This is a genomic window from Rummeliibacillus sp. JY-2-4R (genome assembly GCF_053847205.1).
This window is the reverse complement of the sequence record NZ_CM132623.1, coordinates 18201-34902: the sequence shown is the minus strand read 5'-3', so window position 1 is coordinate 34902 and position 16702 is coordinate 18201. Positions and strand designations below refer to the sequence as shown.

General features: G+C 37.8%; 15 protein-coding genes, 1 tRNA gene, 1 rRNA gene, 1 other RNA gene and 1 other annotated feature. Of the genes, 3 read left to right on the top strand and 15 right to left on the bottom strand.

Features of this window, described 5'->3' with window-relative positions; genetic code table 11:
- Positions 1-79 precede the first annotated feature (79 nt).
- The 7 genes from ACWV26_RS00150 to ffs form a co-directional block, all read right to left on the bottom strand.
- Positions 80-1627: ribosomal RNA gene (locus ACWV26_RS00150) — 16S ribosomal RNA — on the bottom strand.
- A gap of 382 nt (positions 1628-2009) precedes the next feature.
- Positions 2010-2288, bottom strand: coding sequence for a pro-sigmaK processing inhibitor BofA family protein (locus ACWV26_RS00145; RefSeq protein WP_455896413.1), 279 nt, complete (start codon positions 2286-2288; stop codon positions 2010-2012).
- Between the two features lie 65 nt (positions 2289-2353).
- A complete protein-coding gene (locus ACWV26_RS00140) occupies positions 2354-2566 on the bottom strand; it encodes a YaaL family protein (RefSeq protein WP_455896412.1) in 213 nt (70 codons plus the stop codon).
- 20 nt (positions 2567-2586) lie between these two features.
- Positions 2587-3183, bottom strand: coding sequence for a recombination mediator RecR (recR, locus tag ACWV26_RS00135; protein WP_455896411.1), 597 nt, complete (start codon positions 3181-3183; stop codon positions 2587-2589).
- 12 nt (positions 3184-3195) lie between these two features.
- A complete protein-coding gene (locus ACWV26_RS00130) occupies positions 3196-3513 on the bottom strand; it encodes a YbaB/EbfC family nucleoid-associated protein (protein ID WP_455896410.1) in 318 nt (105 codons plus the stop codon).
- Between the two features lie 26 nt (positions 3514-3539).
- Complete coding sequence (gene dnaX, locus ACWV26_RS00125) at positions 3540-5297, bottom strand: DNA polymerase III subunit gamma/tau (protein WP_455896409.1); 1758 nt, start codon at positions 5295-5297, stop codon at positions 3540-3542.
- Positions 5298-5440: 143 nt separating this feature from the next.
- An RNA gene (gene ffs / locus ACWV26_RS00120) (signal recognition particle sRNA large type) lies at positions 5441-5706 on the bottom strand.
- Positions 5707-6066: 360 nt separating this feature from the next.
- On the opposite strand from ffs, the gene ACWV26_RS00115 reads away from it, so the two are divergent.
- Positions 6067-6159: transfer RNA gene (locus tag ACWV26_RS00115), tRNA-Ser, on the top strand.
- Positions 6160-6319: 160 nt separating this feature from the next.
- On the opposite strand, the gene ACWV26_RS00110 is transcribed toward ACWV26_RS00115, so the two are convergent.
- From ACWV26_RS00110 to ACWV26_RS00095, 4 genes are all read right to left on the bottom strand, one after another.
- Complete coding sequence (locus tag ACWV26_RS00110) at positions 6320-6898, bottom strand: LOG family protein (protein WP_455896408.1); 579 nt, start codon at positions 6896-6898, stop codon at positions 6320-6322.
- A gap of 356 nt (positions 6899-7254) precedes the next feature.
- Entirely contained in the window at positions 7255-7926 is a 672-nt protein-coding gene (locus tag ACWV26_RS00105) for a deoxynucleoside kinase (protein WP_455896407.1), read from the bottom strand.
- Entirely contained in the window at positions 7923-8561 is a 639-nt protein-coding gene (locus tag ACWV26_RS00100) for a deoxynucleoside kinase (protein WP_455896406.1), read from the bottom strand. The genes ACWV26_RS00105 and ACWV26_RS00100 overlap by 4 nt, the downstream gene beginning before the upstream one ends.
- A gap of 247 nt (positions 8562-8808) precedes the next feature.
- On the bottom strand, positions 8809-9954 hold the full coding sequence (locus ACWV26_RS00095; RefSeq protein ID WP_455896405.1) for a glycosyl hydrolase family 18 protein: 1146 nt from the start codon (positions 9952-9954) through the stop codon (positions 8809-8811).
- Between the two features lie 87 nt (positions 9955-10041).
- On the opposite strand from ACWV26_RS00095, the gene tadA reads away from it, so the two are divergent.
- Complete coding sequence (gene tadA, locus ACWV26_RS00090) at positions 10042-10542, top strand: tRNA adenosine(34) deaminase TadA (protein WP_455896404.1); 501 nt, start codon at positions 10042-10044, stop codon at positions 10540-10542.
- A gap of 150 nt (positions 10543-10692) precedes the next feature.
- Here the strand turns inward: tadA and serS are convergent, their stop codons facing one another.
- The 3 genes from serS to pdxS form a co-directional block, all read right to left on the bottom strand.
- Positions 10693-11979: a serine--tRNA ligase gene (gene serS, locus ACWV26_RS00085; protein ID WP_455896403.1), complete on the bottom strand. Its 1287-nt coding sequence runs from the start codon at positions 11977-11979 to the stop codon at positions 10693-10695.
- A gap of 88 nt (positions 11980-12067) precedes the next feature.
- Positions 12068-12282, bottom strand: a binding site (T-box leader).
- A gap of 36 nt (positions 12283-12318) precedes the next feature.
- Positions 12319-12909 carry a pyridoxal 5'-phosphate synthase glutaminase subunit PdxT gene (gene pdxT, locus ACWV26_RS00080; protein ID WP_455896402.1) on the bottom strand — a complete coding sequence of 197 codons (591 nt, stop codon included), beginning with the start codon at positions 12907-12909 and terminating at the stop codon, positions 12319-12321.
- 1 nt (position 12910) lies between these two features.
- Positions 12911-13798: a pyridoxal 5'-phosphate synthase lyase subunit PdxS gene (gene pdxS, locus ACWV26_RS00075; RefSeq protein WP_455896401.1), complete on the bottom strand. Its 888-nt coding sequence runs from the start codon at positions 13796-13798 to the stop codon at positions 12911-12913.
- A gap of 108 nt (positions 13799-13906) precedes the next feature.
- Here pdxS and pdxR point away from each other — a divergent pair, with 108 nt between their 5' ends.
- On the top strand, positions 13907-15334 hold the full coding sequence (gene pdxR, locus ACWV26_RS00070) for a MocR-like pyridoxine biosynthesis transcription factor PdxR (protein WP_455896400.1): 1428 nt from the start codon (positions 13907-13909) through the stop codon (positions 15332-15334).
- Positions 15335-15357: 23 nt separating this feature from the next.
- Here pdxR and ACWV26_RS00065 read toward each other — a convergent pair whose 3' ends face one another.
- On the bottom strand, positions 15358-16656 hold the full coding sequence (locus ACWV26_RS00065) for a serine hydrolase (RefSeq protein ID WP_455896399.1): 1299 nt from the start codon (positions 16654-16656) through the stop codon (positions 15358-15360).
- Positions 16657-16702: the final 46 nt, after the last annotated feature.

Sequence of the window (16702 nt, the reverse complement as noted above, 5' to 3'; positions counted from 1 at the left end):
GAAAGCGATGAGCCTTCAAAACTGAACAGCAAGCGTTAATCTTAGAGAACCACGTTCTCTATTCCGAAATATTCCTTAGAAAGGAGGTGATCCAGCCGCACCTTCCGATACGGCTACCTTGTTACGACTTCACCCCAATCATCTATCCCACCTTCGGCGGCTGGCCCCAAAAGGTTACCTCACCGACTTCGGGTGTTACAAACTCTCGTGGTGTGACGGGCGGTGTGTACAAGGCCCGGGAACGTATTCACCGCGGCATGCTGATCCGCGATTACTAGCGATTCCGGCTTCATGTAGGCGAGTTGCAGCCTACAATCCGAACTGAGAACGGTTTTATGAGATTAGCGTGCTCTCGCGAGTTAGCGACTCTTTGTACCGTCCATTGTAGCACGTGTGTAGCCCAGGTCATAAGGGGCATGATGATTTGACGTCATCCCCACCTTCCTCCGGTTTGTCACCGGCAGTCACCTTAGAGTGCCCAACTAAATGATGGCAACTAAGATTAAGGGTTGCGCTCGTTGCGGGACTTAACCCAACATCTCACGACACGAGCTGACGACAACCATGCACCACCTGTCACCAATGTCCCCGAAGGGAAAACTCTATCTCTAGAGCGGTCACTGGGATGTCAAGACCTGGTAAGGTTCTTCGCGTTGCTTCGAATTAAACCACATGCTCCACCGCTTGTGCGGGCCCCCGTCAATTCCTTTGAGTTTCAACCTTGCGGTCGTACTCCCCAGGCGGAGTGCTTAATGCGTTAGCTGCAGCACTAAGGGGCGGAAACCCCCTAACACTTAGCACTCATCGTTTACGGCATGGACTACCAGGGTATCTAATCCTGTTTGCTCCCCATGCTTTCGCGCCTCAGCGTCAGTTACAGACCAGAAAGTCGCCTTCGCCACTGGTGTTCCTCCAAATCTCTACGCATTTCACCGCTACACTTGGAATTCCACTTTCCTCTTCTGCACTCAAGTCTCCCAGTTTCCAATGACCCTCCACGGTTGAGCCGTGGGCTTTCACATCAGACTTAAGAAACCACCTGCGCGCGCTTTACGCCCAATAAATCCGGACAACGCTTGCCACCTACGTATTACCGCGGCTGCTGGCACGTAGTTAGCCGTGGCTTTCTAATAAGGTACCGTCAAGGTACGTTCATTTCCTAACGTACTTGTTCTTCCCTTACAACAGAGTTTTACGATCCGAAAACCTTCATCACTCACGCGGCGTTGCTCCATCAGACTTTCGTCCATTGTGGAAGATTCCCTACTGCTGCCTCCCGTAGGAGTTTGGGCCGTGTCTCAGTCCCAATGTGGCCGATCACCCTCTCAGGTCGGCTATGCATCGTCGCCTTGGTAGGCCGTTACCCCACCAACTAGCTAATGCACCGCGGGCCCATCCTGTAGTGACGCGAAAGCGCCTTTCAACATTTCACCATGAAGTGAAATGGATTATCCGGTATTAGCTCCGGTTTCCCGAAGTTATCCCAGTCTACAGGGCAGGTTGCCCACGTGTTACTCACCCGTCCGCCGCTAAATCAGAGGAGCAAGCTCCTCATCATTCGCTCGACTTGCATGTATTAGGCACGCCGCCAGCGTTCGTCCTGAGCCAGGATCAAACTCTCCATAAAAGTAAAGTTTGAAAGCTCATTAGCTTTGCTAGCGCATCATCAAAGATGATGTCTATTGTTTGTCCTTGTCACTAACAAAAGTTAGCGAACAAAGTTTATTGATTAACGTCTTGCTTGTTCAGTTTTCAAGGTTCATATCTCAGTTCACTCAGTAGCGAACTTTTATATCTTATCAAAGATATGTTGTTTTGTCAACAACTTTTAAACTTCATTAAATTGTATCGAAATCCAATTATTTTATCACTCTTTAAGCGACTATTCCATTATATCGAAATATTAATTTAAAGTCAATGCTTTTTTAAATGAATTAATTTCATTTATATTATCGCTTCATTTAGCAACTTATTTAATATATTACTACACTATAGTTATTGCAATATGTCTACATGAAAAAATAGTTAAATCCGGCTAAGCATAAAACTAAAAAAACCCCTGGTATACCCAACAACGCAACAATCAATATGGAGGCAAAATTTAATGGAACCCAAATCCCTAGATAACCTGCACCATATGACAAAGCATACAAAATGCAAAAAGATAGTGTTATACGAAAGGCAACACTCGAAAATAATTCGAGTACCTTTCTAATTCCCTTTGGTTTTCGAACAACCAAATAAAAAACAAACAGTATACCTATCAAGCTAATTACAAGCTTGGCCATATAATCACGCTCCATTAATATATGATGTAACTGATATATATGACAGGAATACTGTTTGTCATTCGTTATTTAATTAAAATTTTCCGAATGCGAGCTTCTTTAAATAAGTAGAAGTGTTTACTTTCGGCAATTTTGCGTTCTGCGATAATATTCAAATCATAATCTGCCATTAGGTTTTCTATTTCTTGTGTATGTTGCCAATCTTCTTTAGTTTGCCTCATTAGTTGGACAAGCTTATCATCGTATTCTTTACGCAACTTTTGTTTCCGAAAAAACATAAGATCTTGCACACCCCATTCTATAGTTCCCGTCTACCTTCTAATGCTTTTGATAAAGTTACCTCATCTGCATATTCTAAATCTCCACCTACAGGTAGCCCATGGGCTATACGGGTAGTGCGAATACCAGATGGTTTAACAAGGCGTGAAATATACATAGCTGTAGCTTCCCCTTCTATAGTAGGGTTAGTGGCTAATATTAGTTCCTGAACTTCTTCATTTTGCAATCTTTTTAATAAAGAGGGAACATTAATATCTTCTGGCCCTATACCATCCATTGGTGAAATTGCACCTTGCAAAACATGATACAGACCATGGTAATCTCGCATCTTTTCCATTGCAATAACATCTTTCGTATCTTGTACAACGCATATTGTTGAACGGTCACGTTGTGGATCCTGACATATATGGCAAGGGTCAACATCCGTAATATGCCCACAAACTGAACAATAGCTTAAATTTCGCTTAGCATCAATAAGAGCTTTAGCAAAATTCAGCACCGTATCTTCCTGCATTGTTAATACAAAAAATGCCAGACGGGAGGCTGTCTTTGGCCCGATACCTGGCAATTTCATAAAACTATCAATCAGTTTGGATATTGGTTCAGGATAATGCATCCTTTATTCCTCCTAGAATCCAGGAAGGTTGATTCCTTTAGTGAATTGCCCCATTGTTTCATTTGTTGTTTCTTCAACTTTTGAAATAGCAGCATTTGTAGCAATAATAATCATATCTTGCAATAATTCTACATCTTCTGGATCTACAACTTCTGGATCAATAACAACTTCTTGCACTTGCTTTTGACCATTCATCACTACTTTTACAAGTCCATTACTAGCAGTACCTTCAAAAGTCTGTGCAGCTAATTCTTCTTGTGCTTGCATCATTTTCTTTTGCATTTTCTGCATTTGTTTCATCATATTGTTCATATTGCCCATTCCACGCATTATTAAATTCCTCCTAGGATTTGAATTTATTCTTCAATTTCTACGAAATCTTTGCCAAATAACTTTTCGGCTTCTGTGACAAGCGGGTCTTCTGAAGCTTGTTGTTCATCAACTAAAATTGATTGTACAACCTCTAAAGACTGTTCGCCACCTAAATCTTCTTGTTGATCCTTTTTATCCATCTTATGATGTTGGATAAAATCTGCTCTAATTTTCAGCCAACTTTCTTCTGGCGCAAATACAATTTCGTAAAGGTTCCCTGTAATTCCTGCCATGCAACGACTAAAGTTAGAAACAAGTTCTTGGTTTTCTGCTGCCATTTGACAATGAATATCATACTTGAATTTTAACACAAAAGCACTCGAAGACGCTGCTACCGGTTCTGAATCTTCCAGTAATGCAGATTGAGATTTTGGTAATTGATTCAGCACATCTGCCCATGCAGTTTTTATCGCTTGGATGTCTTGCTTTGTCGCTACTTTTAATACTTCCTGAATTCTTCCAACATGAACATTAAAGGCATTTGATGTTTTCGCCCGTTGTCTTGGCTGAGATTGCACTTCTGTTTGTTGTTGAACTGGTACACCTTGTTGCAATTGGTGAACTATTGTTTCTAACATATTAATCTTTGATTGTAAATCCGCCATTTGAGGAGTAGTCTCAGCGGAGTTCTCACTACCAACAATAGTTGAACGGAAATTACTTAATTGTGACATTTTCAATAAGGCTGTTTCTAAATATACTTTTGAATGCAAAGAAAGGCGCATTTCTTGTTGTGTTTTTGAGAGAATATCGATGTAACTATAGAGCGCATCCATTGTAAATTCATTTGCTAATGTTTGAAATTTCTCGTCGGTTGTTGCTAATTCAAGCAAATCGCCTAAATCAGGAGCTGATTGAATTAATAATAAGTCTCTAAAGAATGTAATAAGATCTTCTGAAAGACGTACAGCATCCTTACCTTCACTCATTAATTGTTCCAACATCGCTAAAACATTTGCTACATCTTTTTGAGCCAAGCTTTTCGCCAAATCATAAAAGATATCCTGACTAATAGAACCTGTTACAAACAATGCATCTTCAAGAGTTACTTTGTCACCACTAAAAGAAACAACTTGATCTAACATGCTAAGTGCATCACGCATACCACCAGCAGCAGACTTTGCAATAACCTTTAATGCTTGTTCATCATAAGATAATTGAATGTCTTCCAGTACAATTTTCATACGATCTAAAATATCTATGGAAGATAACCGTTTAAAATCAAACCTTTGACAACGCGAAATAATCGTTGCTGGTATTTTATGTGGCTCAGTTGTTGCTAATATAAATACAACATGTGATGGTGGTTCTTCTAACGTTTTTAACAAAGCGTTAAAAGCACTTGTAGAAAGCATATGAACTTCATCTATGATATAAACCTTAAAGCGGGCACTAGCTGGTGCAAAGCGAACCTTTTCAATAATTTCACGAATTTCATCTACACTAGAATTAGAAGCTGCATCGAATTCAATCACATCTGGATGAGAACCATTTGTAATGCTTTTGCAAGTTGCACATTCATTGCATGGTTCATCAGTTGGCGCGTGCTCACAATTCAAAGCTTTTGCGAAAATTTTTGCCGTACTTGTTTTACCAGTACCACGGGGGCCTGAAAATAGATAGGCATGTGTTGTTTTATTGGCTAGGAGAGCATTTTGAAGTGTTCGTTTTACATGGGATTGTCCTGACATTTCTCTAAATGATTGCGGACGATATACTCGATAAAAAGCCTGATATGACAATGTTTCCCTCTCCTTTCGCCATTGTAGATTGATAATTTAATTATAGCATAAGAGCTAGTTAGAAGCCTTTATTGTGATATATGTATATAAAGAAAAAACTCACTTGTCAAAAAGACAAGTGAGTTTGAATTTACACGGTTATACCGTGCACCTTTCCTCGACAGCCGTACATAAGCGTTACTCTTGTCGTTAGCTCGGATTAGGCTACCCCGCGGCACATGAGCGATACCACTTAATGCTGCTTCCTTCCGGACCTGACATGGTTCGTGGGGGCTCATTGCGCAGGACCCAATCGTCAACACCACGTGCAAGAGGCAGGCCAAACATACGGACAGCCTCAAAAAGGGATTCAGTCTCGCTAAAGCGGATTGCGAGTTACAGGACACCGCTACCTTCCCACCTAGCACGGTAATTACTAGTATACAAACATCAAAAAGAAAAATCAACTAAAATACATTATTTAAAATAAGGTAATTGATTTATTAATCAAAATATTATATATGAGATTCTATTATGTCCCTTTATCCATCAGCAGTATAGATAATATTACTTGCGGAATAATTCTTACATGGCAATAACCCCTTTTGTTCCGGATATATTCCGTTAAATCAAATTAATATGCTGGTGTAGAGTGAAAAAGATACATAACCTTTCCCTTTTCTGTACTGCTTAGTTGCACTAAAAAACTTCGGCCATTTTCCATTAAGCTATTGACAAATCTCAAATGTAGTGATAAATTATATTTTGTCAATAAGGACATAATTTTTTTGGAGGAATACCCAAGTCTGGCTGAAGGGATCGGTCTTGAAAACCGACAGGCGGGTCAGACCGCGCGGGGGTTCGAATCCCTCTTCCTCCTCCATATTTTTAACTATCCATCCGTTACATAATGTAACGGATTTTTTTTTGCTTTATTTTTATATTAATTAAAACCAGTTCTGAGAGAATTGTGGAACTCATTTCTTTTAGAACTGGTTTTTCCATTTATAGGAGTTTATCTGTTTATCTGATATGTAAAGAATTTACCCAATGTTATCCTTAGGGTAATTCTTATCTTGTAAGACAATCTCTCTTTCGATAATTTCAAATAATTCAGTAGGGCTGTGAATAGTAATTATACTTTTTAATTGTTCTTGTTGCATAAATCCTTCGTTTACCATATGTTGCAATTGCAATTGAAGAAATTCATAGAAATTATTAATATTATATAAACATATTGGCTTCTGATGATGGCCAATTTGAGATAAAGTCATTACATCAAAAAGTTCATCCATCGTCCCTGCACCACCAGGTAATGCAAGTAAAACGTCTGCTAGCTCCAGCATTTTCGCTTTGCGTTCATACATTGATGTGACATAGTGTATTTTCGTTAAGTTTTGATGTGTTATTTCTTTCCACTGTAAAAAATCTGGCATAACGCCAATTACTTCACCATTATGTTCAAGAATAGCATTTGCTACTTTCCCCATTAATCCTTGATTAGAACCTCCATATACTATACCGATATGGTGTTTAGCTAAAAATACACCTAATTCTTCTGCTTTTTCTGCATAAAGAGAATTGCCTCCTGTTTTTGAACCACAATAAATTCCAACACGCATATAGTAATCACCACCAATTCATTTCTTTTCATTCGTCCTAATTTTAATTATCAAGTTGCCAAATACCAACTATATTACATAACTTAAATATAAAATTTACAAAGCTTTTCCCCATGTACCAAATAGTTAAAATACTATTATCAAATGTATATGTGTATTTATCATACCTATAGAACAGGAAAAGTATTAAGAATTCTTATAAATAAACTTGCTTAGAAAGGTATTCCATAAATAGATTTTCAGCAATTTCTTAAATTTTATGCACAAAGGGATGTACAAAAAGTTAGCCTTAACCTTCCGCACATCCCTTTATCTAGTGACTCGCCACTTCAGGATCCTATTATATTTAACAACATTTATCTTCGACGTAAATGTTGTGTTTGCCCCATAAAATGACCAACTCGCTCTAAAATAACTTCAATTGTTTCTGGATTTTGCAATAAATCATAATCATTGATATCTAAACGGAGTACTGGGCATGCATTAAAATTATCAATCCAATTTTCATAACGGTTATGCATCTCATACCAGTATTCTTTATCTGTTTGTTGTTCCATTGGACGACCACGTTCTTCAATACGAGCAATAATATCATCAATTGAACCTTCAAGATAAATTAATAAATCCGGATGTGGGAAATAAGGTGTCATGACCATTGCATCGAATAGATTTGTATATGTTTGATAATCAGTTGGACTCATTGTTCCTTTATCAAAATGCATTTTGGCAAAGATTCCTGTATCTTCATAAATGGATCGATCTTGGATAAAACCCCCACCATATTCAAAAATACGCTTTTGCTCCTTAAAACGTTCAGCAAGGAAATAAATTTGCAAATGGAAACTCCATTTACTAAAGTCATCGTAGAACTTGTCCAAATATGGATTTGTATCTACCTTTTCAAAAGATGTGCGGAAATCTAATGCTTGTGCTAATGCTTTTGTCATTGTTGACTTTCCGACTCCGACTGTTCCTGCTATAGTAATTACGGCATTCGATGGGATGCCATACTTTTCTCTTAAATTCATGCTTTAAAGCTCCCTTTTTCTAACGTTTCTTCTATAGTATTCAATATGCTTCTCAAATCTGATGGATTTTGTACAAAGTCTATGTCATCACCATTGAAGCGAATAACAGGAATATCTGAATGTTCCCTTTCAAATAAAGAGATAGATTCATGATAATCTATCACTAACTGTTCCATATAGTCGCGAGAAATCATCTTTTCAAATCCCCGACCTCTCTTAGCAATACGTTTCATTAATGTATCCACACTAGCATACAAGTAAACAATAACATTTGGTTTTATCATATCTTGCGTTAAAATCCGGTAAATTTCTTCATACTTTCGAAATTCAGATTGTTGTAATGTACGTTTAGCAAATATTAAATTTTTAAAAATGTGATAATCAGCTACTACTGGACGATTATTTTCAACGATATATTTTTTAATATCATTTAGTTGTTTATACCGATTGCATAAGAAGAACATTTCAGTCTGGAAACTCCACTCATCAATATCTTCATAGAATTTATTTAAAAACGGATTTTCGTCTACAATTTCTTTCAATAAATGAAACCCGAAAGTCTCCGAAATTATTTTAGAAAGTGACGTTTTCCCGACGCCAATAGGCCCCTCCACCGTGATAAACGGAACAGGCATCAGAAGTCCCCCTTCAGTAATCTTTTAGTCAATGACTATAATTCTAACACAGGAGAAAAGTGAAGGACAGTACAAGAAATAAATTTGACATAATGTCCATTTTCGATTTATCGGTAAATAATTAGAGAATATAGCAACATATATTGTATAATCGAAAGCCGGCCAATGAACTATATGGAGAGGAAAATTACTTTAACTAAAGCAAAAAGCCCTAGCTTTAAGCCGGGCTTTGAAATATTTTATAAATTCAGACGATATGTTTCACATGAAACATTTGTTGTAAAAGTGCCCAGTTTTGTGGGAATGGAAAACCAAGATGCCAATATGCTATCCCCTTTAGTCCAAGTCTATCCAATAGTTTGAATTTCGCCTCAATAGACCTGGCATCCTCAAACCACACGACATGTTCAATGCCATCTTTCCAATAGTGGAAAAATGGTGCTTGAGCTACTTCATCATATGATATTGCAGCATTATTTTGTTTAGCAAGTTCAATTGCAGCTTGAGCACTAACAGCAGCTGCAAAGGGGTTTCCGACTTTATACGGTAATTTCCAGTCATATCCATATAGGTTCTGTCCCATCATTATTTTGGCTGCTGGTATATCAGTGACGGCGTATTCCAGCACTTGTCTTACAGGATTGATGGGTGATACTGCCATTGGAGGGCCTCCACTATAGCCCCATTCATATGTCATGATGACTACAAAGTCTACAACTTCTCCGATTGCCTTATAATCATGCCCCTCATACCATTTCCCTGGCTGGTTAGCACTTGTTTTAGGTGCTAATGCTGCAGATATAGTTAACCCCTCTGGATGAGCCTTGGAAGCAAATCTTTTTAGAAATTCTACATACTTTTCCTTATCTTCCGGTGGCAAATATTCAAAATCCATATGGATATCTTTTGCACCGTGTTTTTTTGCCTCCTCAATTGCCGCTCCGATGATTAAATCCTGTAAATTTGTATCCATAAAGATTTCATGGGCTAAAGTATCACTAAAGGCTCCATTTTCTATATTCGTCAGAACAACTGCTGATGCTGTTCTATTTGCTGCTGCAATATCACCTAAATCTCCCCAATTAAGTGGGGTTAATGTGCCATTTCTTTTTACTTCATATGCAAATGGCATCATATACGTGAGCAAAGGAGCTCGTTTTCTCAATTCATTCGAAAGAAGTACTGGAACATCATTTGTATACCACTCGACATAAGCATTTGTTTCGATTGTTCTACGATTAGGATTTGGTGTTTCAGGTAATACAAGTGTCTGCCCTACTACTAGTACATCTGGATTTGGTAGTTCATTGAGTGCGGCAATGGTTGCAGATGTTGTATGATGATCTCTTGCAATTTTACTTAAACTATCACCTTGCTTTACAACGTATATCAAATAAAGCCTCCTCTATTTCTTCATGATTACTAACATATGCTTTTGTCCTGCAAATCATGCTAAACTATTTGACAAGGAGAGAATATCATGAATAAAGATCACTATTATATGCAATTAGCAATGGAAGAAGCAATGAAGGCATCCGCATTAGGAGAAGTGCCAATTGGTGCGATCATCGTCTATCAAAATGAAATCATTGCTCGTGCCCATAATCTACGAGAGACTTCACAAAATGCTGTCACTCATGCAGAACTAATGGCTATTCAACAAGCTTGTGATGTTGTTGGAAGTTGGCGTTTAGAAGAAACTACTTTGTATGTTACATTAGAGCCCTGTCCAATGTGCGCAGGTGCTATTTTGCAATCCCGCATTCCACGTGTAGTATATGGTGCCCGTGATAGCAAGGCCGGTTGTGTTGATTCACTATATCATCTTTTAAATGACAAGCGTTTTAATCATGAGTGTGAAGTAACAGAAGGCGTTTTGGGAGAAGAATGTGGTACTGTGCTATCTAAGTTTTTTAAAGACTTACGTACACGAAAAAAGGAAGAAAAGAAAACAAGAAAGCTAAAAGAAGGGAATTCATAAAATCCCTAGAACAAACTATTTCTTAATGTCACTGTTAATATTATGTTCTTTACTGCATATCTAGGCGTTTTAATGTAGTACTTTTTCAAACATAATAATAAAAAAAGCGATTCACCACAATGTTGATGAATCGCTTTTGCATTCAATAAATTATTTAGCTGGTGCTTTAATTACTTCTACTCCACCCATATATGGTACTAATACTTCAGGAATTTTCACGCTTCCATCAGCTTGTTGGTAGTTCTCTAAAATGGCAGCCACTGTACGACCAATAGCAAGACCTGAGCCATTAAGTGTGTGTACATATTCTGGTTTTGCACCTGGTTCACGACGGAAACGAATATTCGCACGGCGGGCTTGGAAATCCTCAAAGTTTGAACAAGATGAAATTTCACGATACATGTTTTGTGCTGGAATCCAAACTTCTAAATCATATTTCTTAGCTGCAGTGAAGCCAAGATCAGATGTACACATTTTTAGTTTACGATATGGTAAGCCTAATAATTGTAGTACTTCTTCAGCGTGTCCTGTTAGTTTTTCTAACTCATCATAAGAGTCTTCAGGTTTAACAAAACGTACAAGCTCTACTTTATTGAACTGATGTTGACGGATTAAACCGCGTGTATCGCGTCCTGCAGAACCTGCTTCTGAACGGAAACATGCACTAAACGCTGTGAATGCTTGTGGAAGTTTAGCACCCTCTAAAATTTCATCTCGGTAAAAGTTTGTTACAGGTACTTCAGCTGTTGGGATTAAGAAATAATCCGGTTCTTCTACTAAAAATGCATCTTCTTCAAACTTTGGAAGTTGGCCAGTACCTGTTAAACTTGTGCGGTTTGCCATGTATGGAGGAAGCATTTCTTCATAGCCGTGTTTATCAGCATGTAAATCCATCATGAAGTTCCAAAGCGCACGTTCAAGACGAGCACCTAAACCACGATAAAATACAAATCGGCTGCCTGTTACTTTACCGGCACGTTCAAAATCAATGATGCCAAGGTCTGTTCCAAGATCCCAGTGAGCTTTAGCTTCAAAGTCTAAAGTTGGCACGTTGCCCCACTTGTAAACTTCTTCGTTGTCATCTTCAGAGTCACCAACTGGTACACTTTCATGTGGAATATTTGGCAAGCGCATCATCATATCATTAAATTTTGCTTCTACATCATTTAATTTTGCATCTAATTCTTTAATTTCATCGCCAACTTTGCGCATATGAGCAATGTCTTCATCTGCATTTTCTTTGTTACGTTTCTTTTGTGCGATTGCTTCAGAAACCTTATTACGTTCTGCTTTTAACACTTCTGTTTTAGCAATTAAATCACGACGTTGTTGATCCCATTCCTCAAAATGATCAATTGTTCCAAGGTCTTCATTACGATGAGATAATTTTTCTTTAATATCCGCAAAGTTTGCGCGGACACGTTTAATGTCTAACATATATAATTCCTCCAATTGTATTCGACTTTGGAAAAGTAGCTTCGTACTAACACTTATAAAAATGGACAAAAAAAGCCCCCGTCCCCATATAAGGGACGAGAGCATACCCGCGTTGCCACCCTAATTGATTAGAAAAAAGATCTAATCCACTTGTTTCATAACGGCTTTGTAACCGGCTGCAGCCTACTATGTATTCAGCTGAGCAACTCCTGGACGGATTCACAAGCGTTTTTACCGACTTTCACCAACCGCCGACTCTCTTAAAAAAACGTACTCGCTACTACTTCCTATCATCGTGTTAAATGTTAAGTTAACCATACTTTACAATACATCGGAAAGTTACGCAAGTATTGCGTCCTTACTTTCCTCAACCATATTGATGAAATATTCCATTATGCGTAAATCTTTTGTCAACTCAGGATGGAAGGAACACCCTAAAAATTGTCGATCTCTTGCAAGTACAATTCGTCCATCATATTCAGCTAAAACTTCCACATCAACACCCGCATTTACGATATGCGGTGCACGAATAAACACAGCTGGAAAGTTGTTCCCAATATCTTTTATGTTAAGCATTACTTCAAAGCTATTCACTTGGCGTCCAAAAGAATTTCGAAGAACTTCCACATCCATTACTCCAATATGTGGTTGTTCATAACCTACAAGTTTATTTGCTAGTAGAATTACTCCAGCACAAGTACCAAACATTGGCTTTCCAGAGGCTGCAAATGAACGCAATTCTTCCATTAAATCATAACGGTCAATTAACTTCCTCATTGTAGTACTTTCTCCACCTGGTAGAACAAGACCATCTAAATTTTGAAATTCTTCCTTATGTTTAACTGCTACTGCCTTTGCTCCAATTGATTCAATAGCCTCTATATGTTCACGGATAGCACCTTGTAAGGCTAAAACACCCACAGTTACCATATTACCAACCTCGATCCTGCATACGATCTTGTGGTGCGAGCTTAGAAATATCTATGCCTTTCATTGGAATCCCAAGTTCTTTCGATACTTCGGCAATTAATTTATAATCCTGATAATTTGTAGTTGCTTCCACAATGGCACGAGCAAATTTCTCCGGATTTTCTGATTTAAAAATACCAGAACCGACAAATACACCATCTGCACCTAATTCCATCATTAGAGCAGCATCAGCTGGTGTAGCGACACCACCTGCTGCAAAATTTACAACTGGTAAGTGACCTAAACGATTAATTTCCAGTAATACTTCAAAAGGTGCTCCTAAAACTTTAGCTTCTGTCATTAGCTCATCTTTTGTCATATTAGCAACTTTACGCACTTGAGCATTTACCTTACGCATATGTCTAACAGCTTCAACGATATTTCCTGTACCAGGTTCACCTTTTGTACGTAACATAGAAGCGCCTTCCCCAATTCGGCGGGCAGCTTCCCCTAAATCGCGACAACCACAAACAAATGGTACAGTATATTCACTTTTTAGTAGATGAAACTCTTCATCTGCCGGTGTTAGTACTTCACTTTCATCTATGTAATCAACCCCCATAGACTCTAATACTCGTGCTTCTACAATATGTCCAATACGTGCCTTCGCCATAACTGGAATAGAAACTGCATTCATTACCTCTTCAACAATCCGTGGATCTGCCATACGTGCAACGCCACCTGCAGCACGAATATCGGATGGTACACGTTCTAATGCCATTACCGCTACTGCACCAGCTGCCTCTGCAATTTTAGCCTGTTCTGCATTGATTACGTCCATTATGACGCCACCTTTTTGCATTTCTGCCATACCCCTTTTAATTCGATCCGTACCTGTTTGAATAACCATTTATTTATTTCCCTCCCAAAAACTAGTATGATGTAAGTATAAAGAAAATTGACCATACAAAAAGATTCAGTTATTAACTTTTTTATATGGTCAGTTAGGGGCGATTAAATGGATATGCTAATGATTCAATTAGAAAAAGATTCGGTAACTCCACTATATGAACAGCTATACGAAGAAATTAAAAAAGGCATTATTGAAGGTACTATTGCTGTTAATACAAAACTTCCTTCGAAAAGAAAACTGGCAGAGTTTTTATCAATTAGTCAAACAACAGTTGAACTAGCCTATGCACAGTTAATTGCGGAGGGGTATATTACATCGAAAGCACGTGTTGGCTTCTTTGTAGAAACGATTGAAGAATTGGCTTATGTAGAGAAGACACTTCCTCATAAAGAACTGGAAAGTATCCCAAAAAAACAGATAAAATATGACTTTAACCCTGGTAAAATTGATACCTCATCTTTTCCCTTTACCACTTGGCGTAAGTATGCAAAAGATGCAATTGACTACCATGAAAAGGATTTATTGCTAATTGGTTCTCCTCAAGGTGAAATTGAATTACGTGAAGAAATTGCAAGCTATTTATATCAATCTCGTGGTGTACTCTGCTCTCCTGAACAAATTGTATTAGGGTCTGGTACGGAACAACTGCTACCCATGATTCTGAAACTGTTAGGCGATGATAACCAATATGCAATTGAGAATCCAGGCTATACTTTAACTCATCATATTTTCAATCAATATCATCAAAAGGTTGTTCCAATTGATGTAGATGATGATGGAATGCAAATCGCTCAACTCGAACAATCTAACGCAAATATTGCTTACGTTACACCATCACATCAATTTCCAACAGGAGCAATTCTCTCCGCTACACGTCGGTCACGGCTATTAAATTGGGCAGCTTCTGATAATGAACGCTTTATTATTGAAGATGATTATGATAGTGAATTTCGATATATTGGCAAACCTATTGCCTCACTACAGGGTATGGACCATCGAGATAAAGTCATCTATATTAGTACCTTTTCTAAGTCACTTATGCCCTCTTTGCGTATAGCGTATTTTGTATTACCCGAAAAGTTATTATCGCAATATCATAAAATATTTAATTATTATACATCTACAGTGCCCCGTTTTGAGCAACATATTTTGGCACAATTTATGTCAGATGGCCACTTTTCAAAACATTTGAATCGTATGCGGAAAATTTACCGAAAAAAATTAGAAAAACTAACTGATGCGCTTTTATCATTTGAACCTTGCGTCACAATTTCTGGCGAACAGGCTGGCATGCATGTCGTTTTAACGGCAAAACATACTCTTAACGCACATGAACTAAGTCAAATTGCAATTGAGCATGGAATTCGGATTACACCTATTAAAGAATATACAATTGCACCGACAAAAGAAAATCGAGATAATCAATTTTTGCTAGGATTTGGGGGATTAGAAGAAAATGAAATACCTAACGCTATTCAACAACTTATGAGTTGTTGGGGAATAAAGGCAGATAAAAAAAAGGATTGGCATTAGAGCCAACCCTTTTTTTTATGCTACTAAAATAATCCAGTTATCCATTTACCAAATTTTTTAAATGTAAGTGATAACCAATTTGCTTTTTCTACTGTTGCTGTAGTTACTACTTCTGTACCATTTGCCGAATTATCGATAAATCCATAATCATTACCAGATTTTTTATCAATCTCTACATGTCCGACAACGGTACCTTTTTTAGCAGGTGCATTAATTGATTGTTTGTCCAACACTAAATTTGCTTTGTAATTGTCTATTTCACTTGTTTTTACCATCATTGAAATAGCATTCTTTGTAGCAATTTTAACCTCAGAATCCTTCCCATCATTTACTTTAATGGTTTTTTGGCCTTTGAAGGAATAGCCTTCTGGAACAAGCTTTTCTGTAGTAAATTGGCCAAAGCCATAATCAAATAATGTACGTGCTGCATTAAAACGTGCAAGATGTTCTGCTCCCTCTGCATGCATTACAACAGCTATTAAGCGAGTACCATTACGTTTTGCTGTACCCGTAAAACATTGTCCAGCAAAATCAGTAGTACCTGTTTTAAGACCATCGACACCTTCATACTCAGCTACAAGACCAGGTAGCATGAAATTCCAGTTATCCATTTTAATTGCATCATCAGTGCCTTCACGGAATGTTTTTCTTGAAATACTTGAAGTTTTTAATACTTCTGGATGATCTTTCAATAAATGATATGCAAGTTGTGCTACAGATTTAGCAGGCATTTTGTTTTCATCACTATCAGATGTTCCGCTTGGTTGCATACCTTGTAATTGTGCGTTGTTAAGGCCTGTAGCATTTACAAAGTGGTAATCTTTTAATCCAAGTTCTTTTGCCTTTTTGTTCATCAATGTTAAGAATTCTGTTTCAGATCCTGCTATTGTTTCGGCAATTGCGATGGTTGCTGCATTGGCAGAGTAAATCGCCATTGCTTCGTATAGTTCTTTTATTGTATATTCTCCATCTGCTCGCAATGGAACATTACTTAATGCTCGGTCTTGCGAGATTTTATAGGCATAATCTGAGACTTTATATTTTTGATCCCAAGTTATTTTACCTTTATTAATCGCATCTAACAAAATATACTCTGTCATCATTTTAGACATACTTGCAATACCAAGGGCTTGATCGGCATTTTTCTCATATAGGATTTTCCCAGATACAGCATCGATTAAGATAGCCCCTTTTACATTATTTAAGCCTAGATTATCTTCAGCACTTGCTGTATTTCCGCCTGGAATTGCCGCAAACATAGTAAACATGAGCGCAACAGCTACGAAAATGCTAAAAATTTTTCTTTTTCTTGACGTCTTCACTATTCTACCTCCAATTATGTATAAGCTTATCTCGCTCATTTTAACA

Excerpts from the sequence above, each read along its gene's own strand:
- ACWV26_RS00145 (WP_455896413.1), bottom strand. The coding sequence starts at position 2,288 with ATGGCCAAGCTTGTAATTAGCTTGATAGGTATACTGTTTGTTTTTTAT.
- ACWV26_RS00130 (WP_455896410.1), bottom strand. The coding sequence starts at position 3,513 with ATGCGTGGAATGGGCAATATGAACAATATGATGAAACAAATGCAGAAA.
- pdxR (WP_455896400.1), top strand. The coding sequence starts at position 13,907 with ATGGATATGCTAATGATTCAATTAGAAAAAGATTCGGTAACTCCACTA.
- pdxT (WP_455896402.1), bottom strand. The coding sequence starts at position 12,909 with ATGGTAACTGTGGGTGTTTTAGCCTTACAAGGTGCTATCCGTGAACAT.
- tadA (WP_455896404.1), top strand. The coding sequence starts at position 10,042 with ATGAATAAAGATCACTATTATATGCAATTAGCAATGGAAGAAGCAATG.
- ACWV26_RS00105 (WP_455896407.1), bottom strand. The coding sequence starts at position 7,926 with ATGAATTTAAGAGAAAAGTATGGCATCCCATCGAATGCCGTAATTACT.
- serS (WP_455896403.1), bottom strand. The coding sequence starts at position 11,979 with ATGTTAGACATTAAACGTGTCCGCGCAAACTTTGCGGATATTAAAGAA.
- ACWV26_RS00110 (WP_455896408.1), bottom strand. The coding sequence starts at position 6,898 with ATGCGTGTTGGAATTTATTGTGGTTCAAAAACAGGAGGCAATTCTCTT.
- ACWV26_RS00140 (WP_455896412.1), bottom strand. The coding sequence starts at position 2,566 with ATGTTTTTTCGGAAACAAAAGTTGCGTAAAGAATACGATGATAAGCTT.
- ACWV26_RS00100 (WP_455896406.1), bottom strand. The coding sequence starts at position 8,561 with ATGCCTGTTCCGTTTATCACGGTGGAGGGGCCTATTGGCGTCGGGAAA.
- recR (WP_455896411.1), bottom strand. The coding sequence starts at position 3,183 with ATGCATTATCCTGAACCAATATCCAAACTGATTGATAGTTTTATGAAA.
- pdxS (WP_455896401.1), bottom strand. The coding sequence starts at position 13,798 with ATGGTTATTCAAACAGGTACGGATCGAATTAAAAGGGGTATGGCAGAA.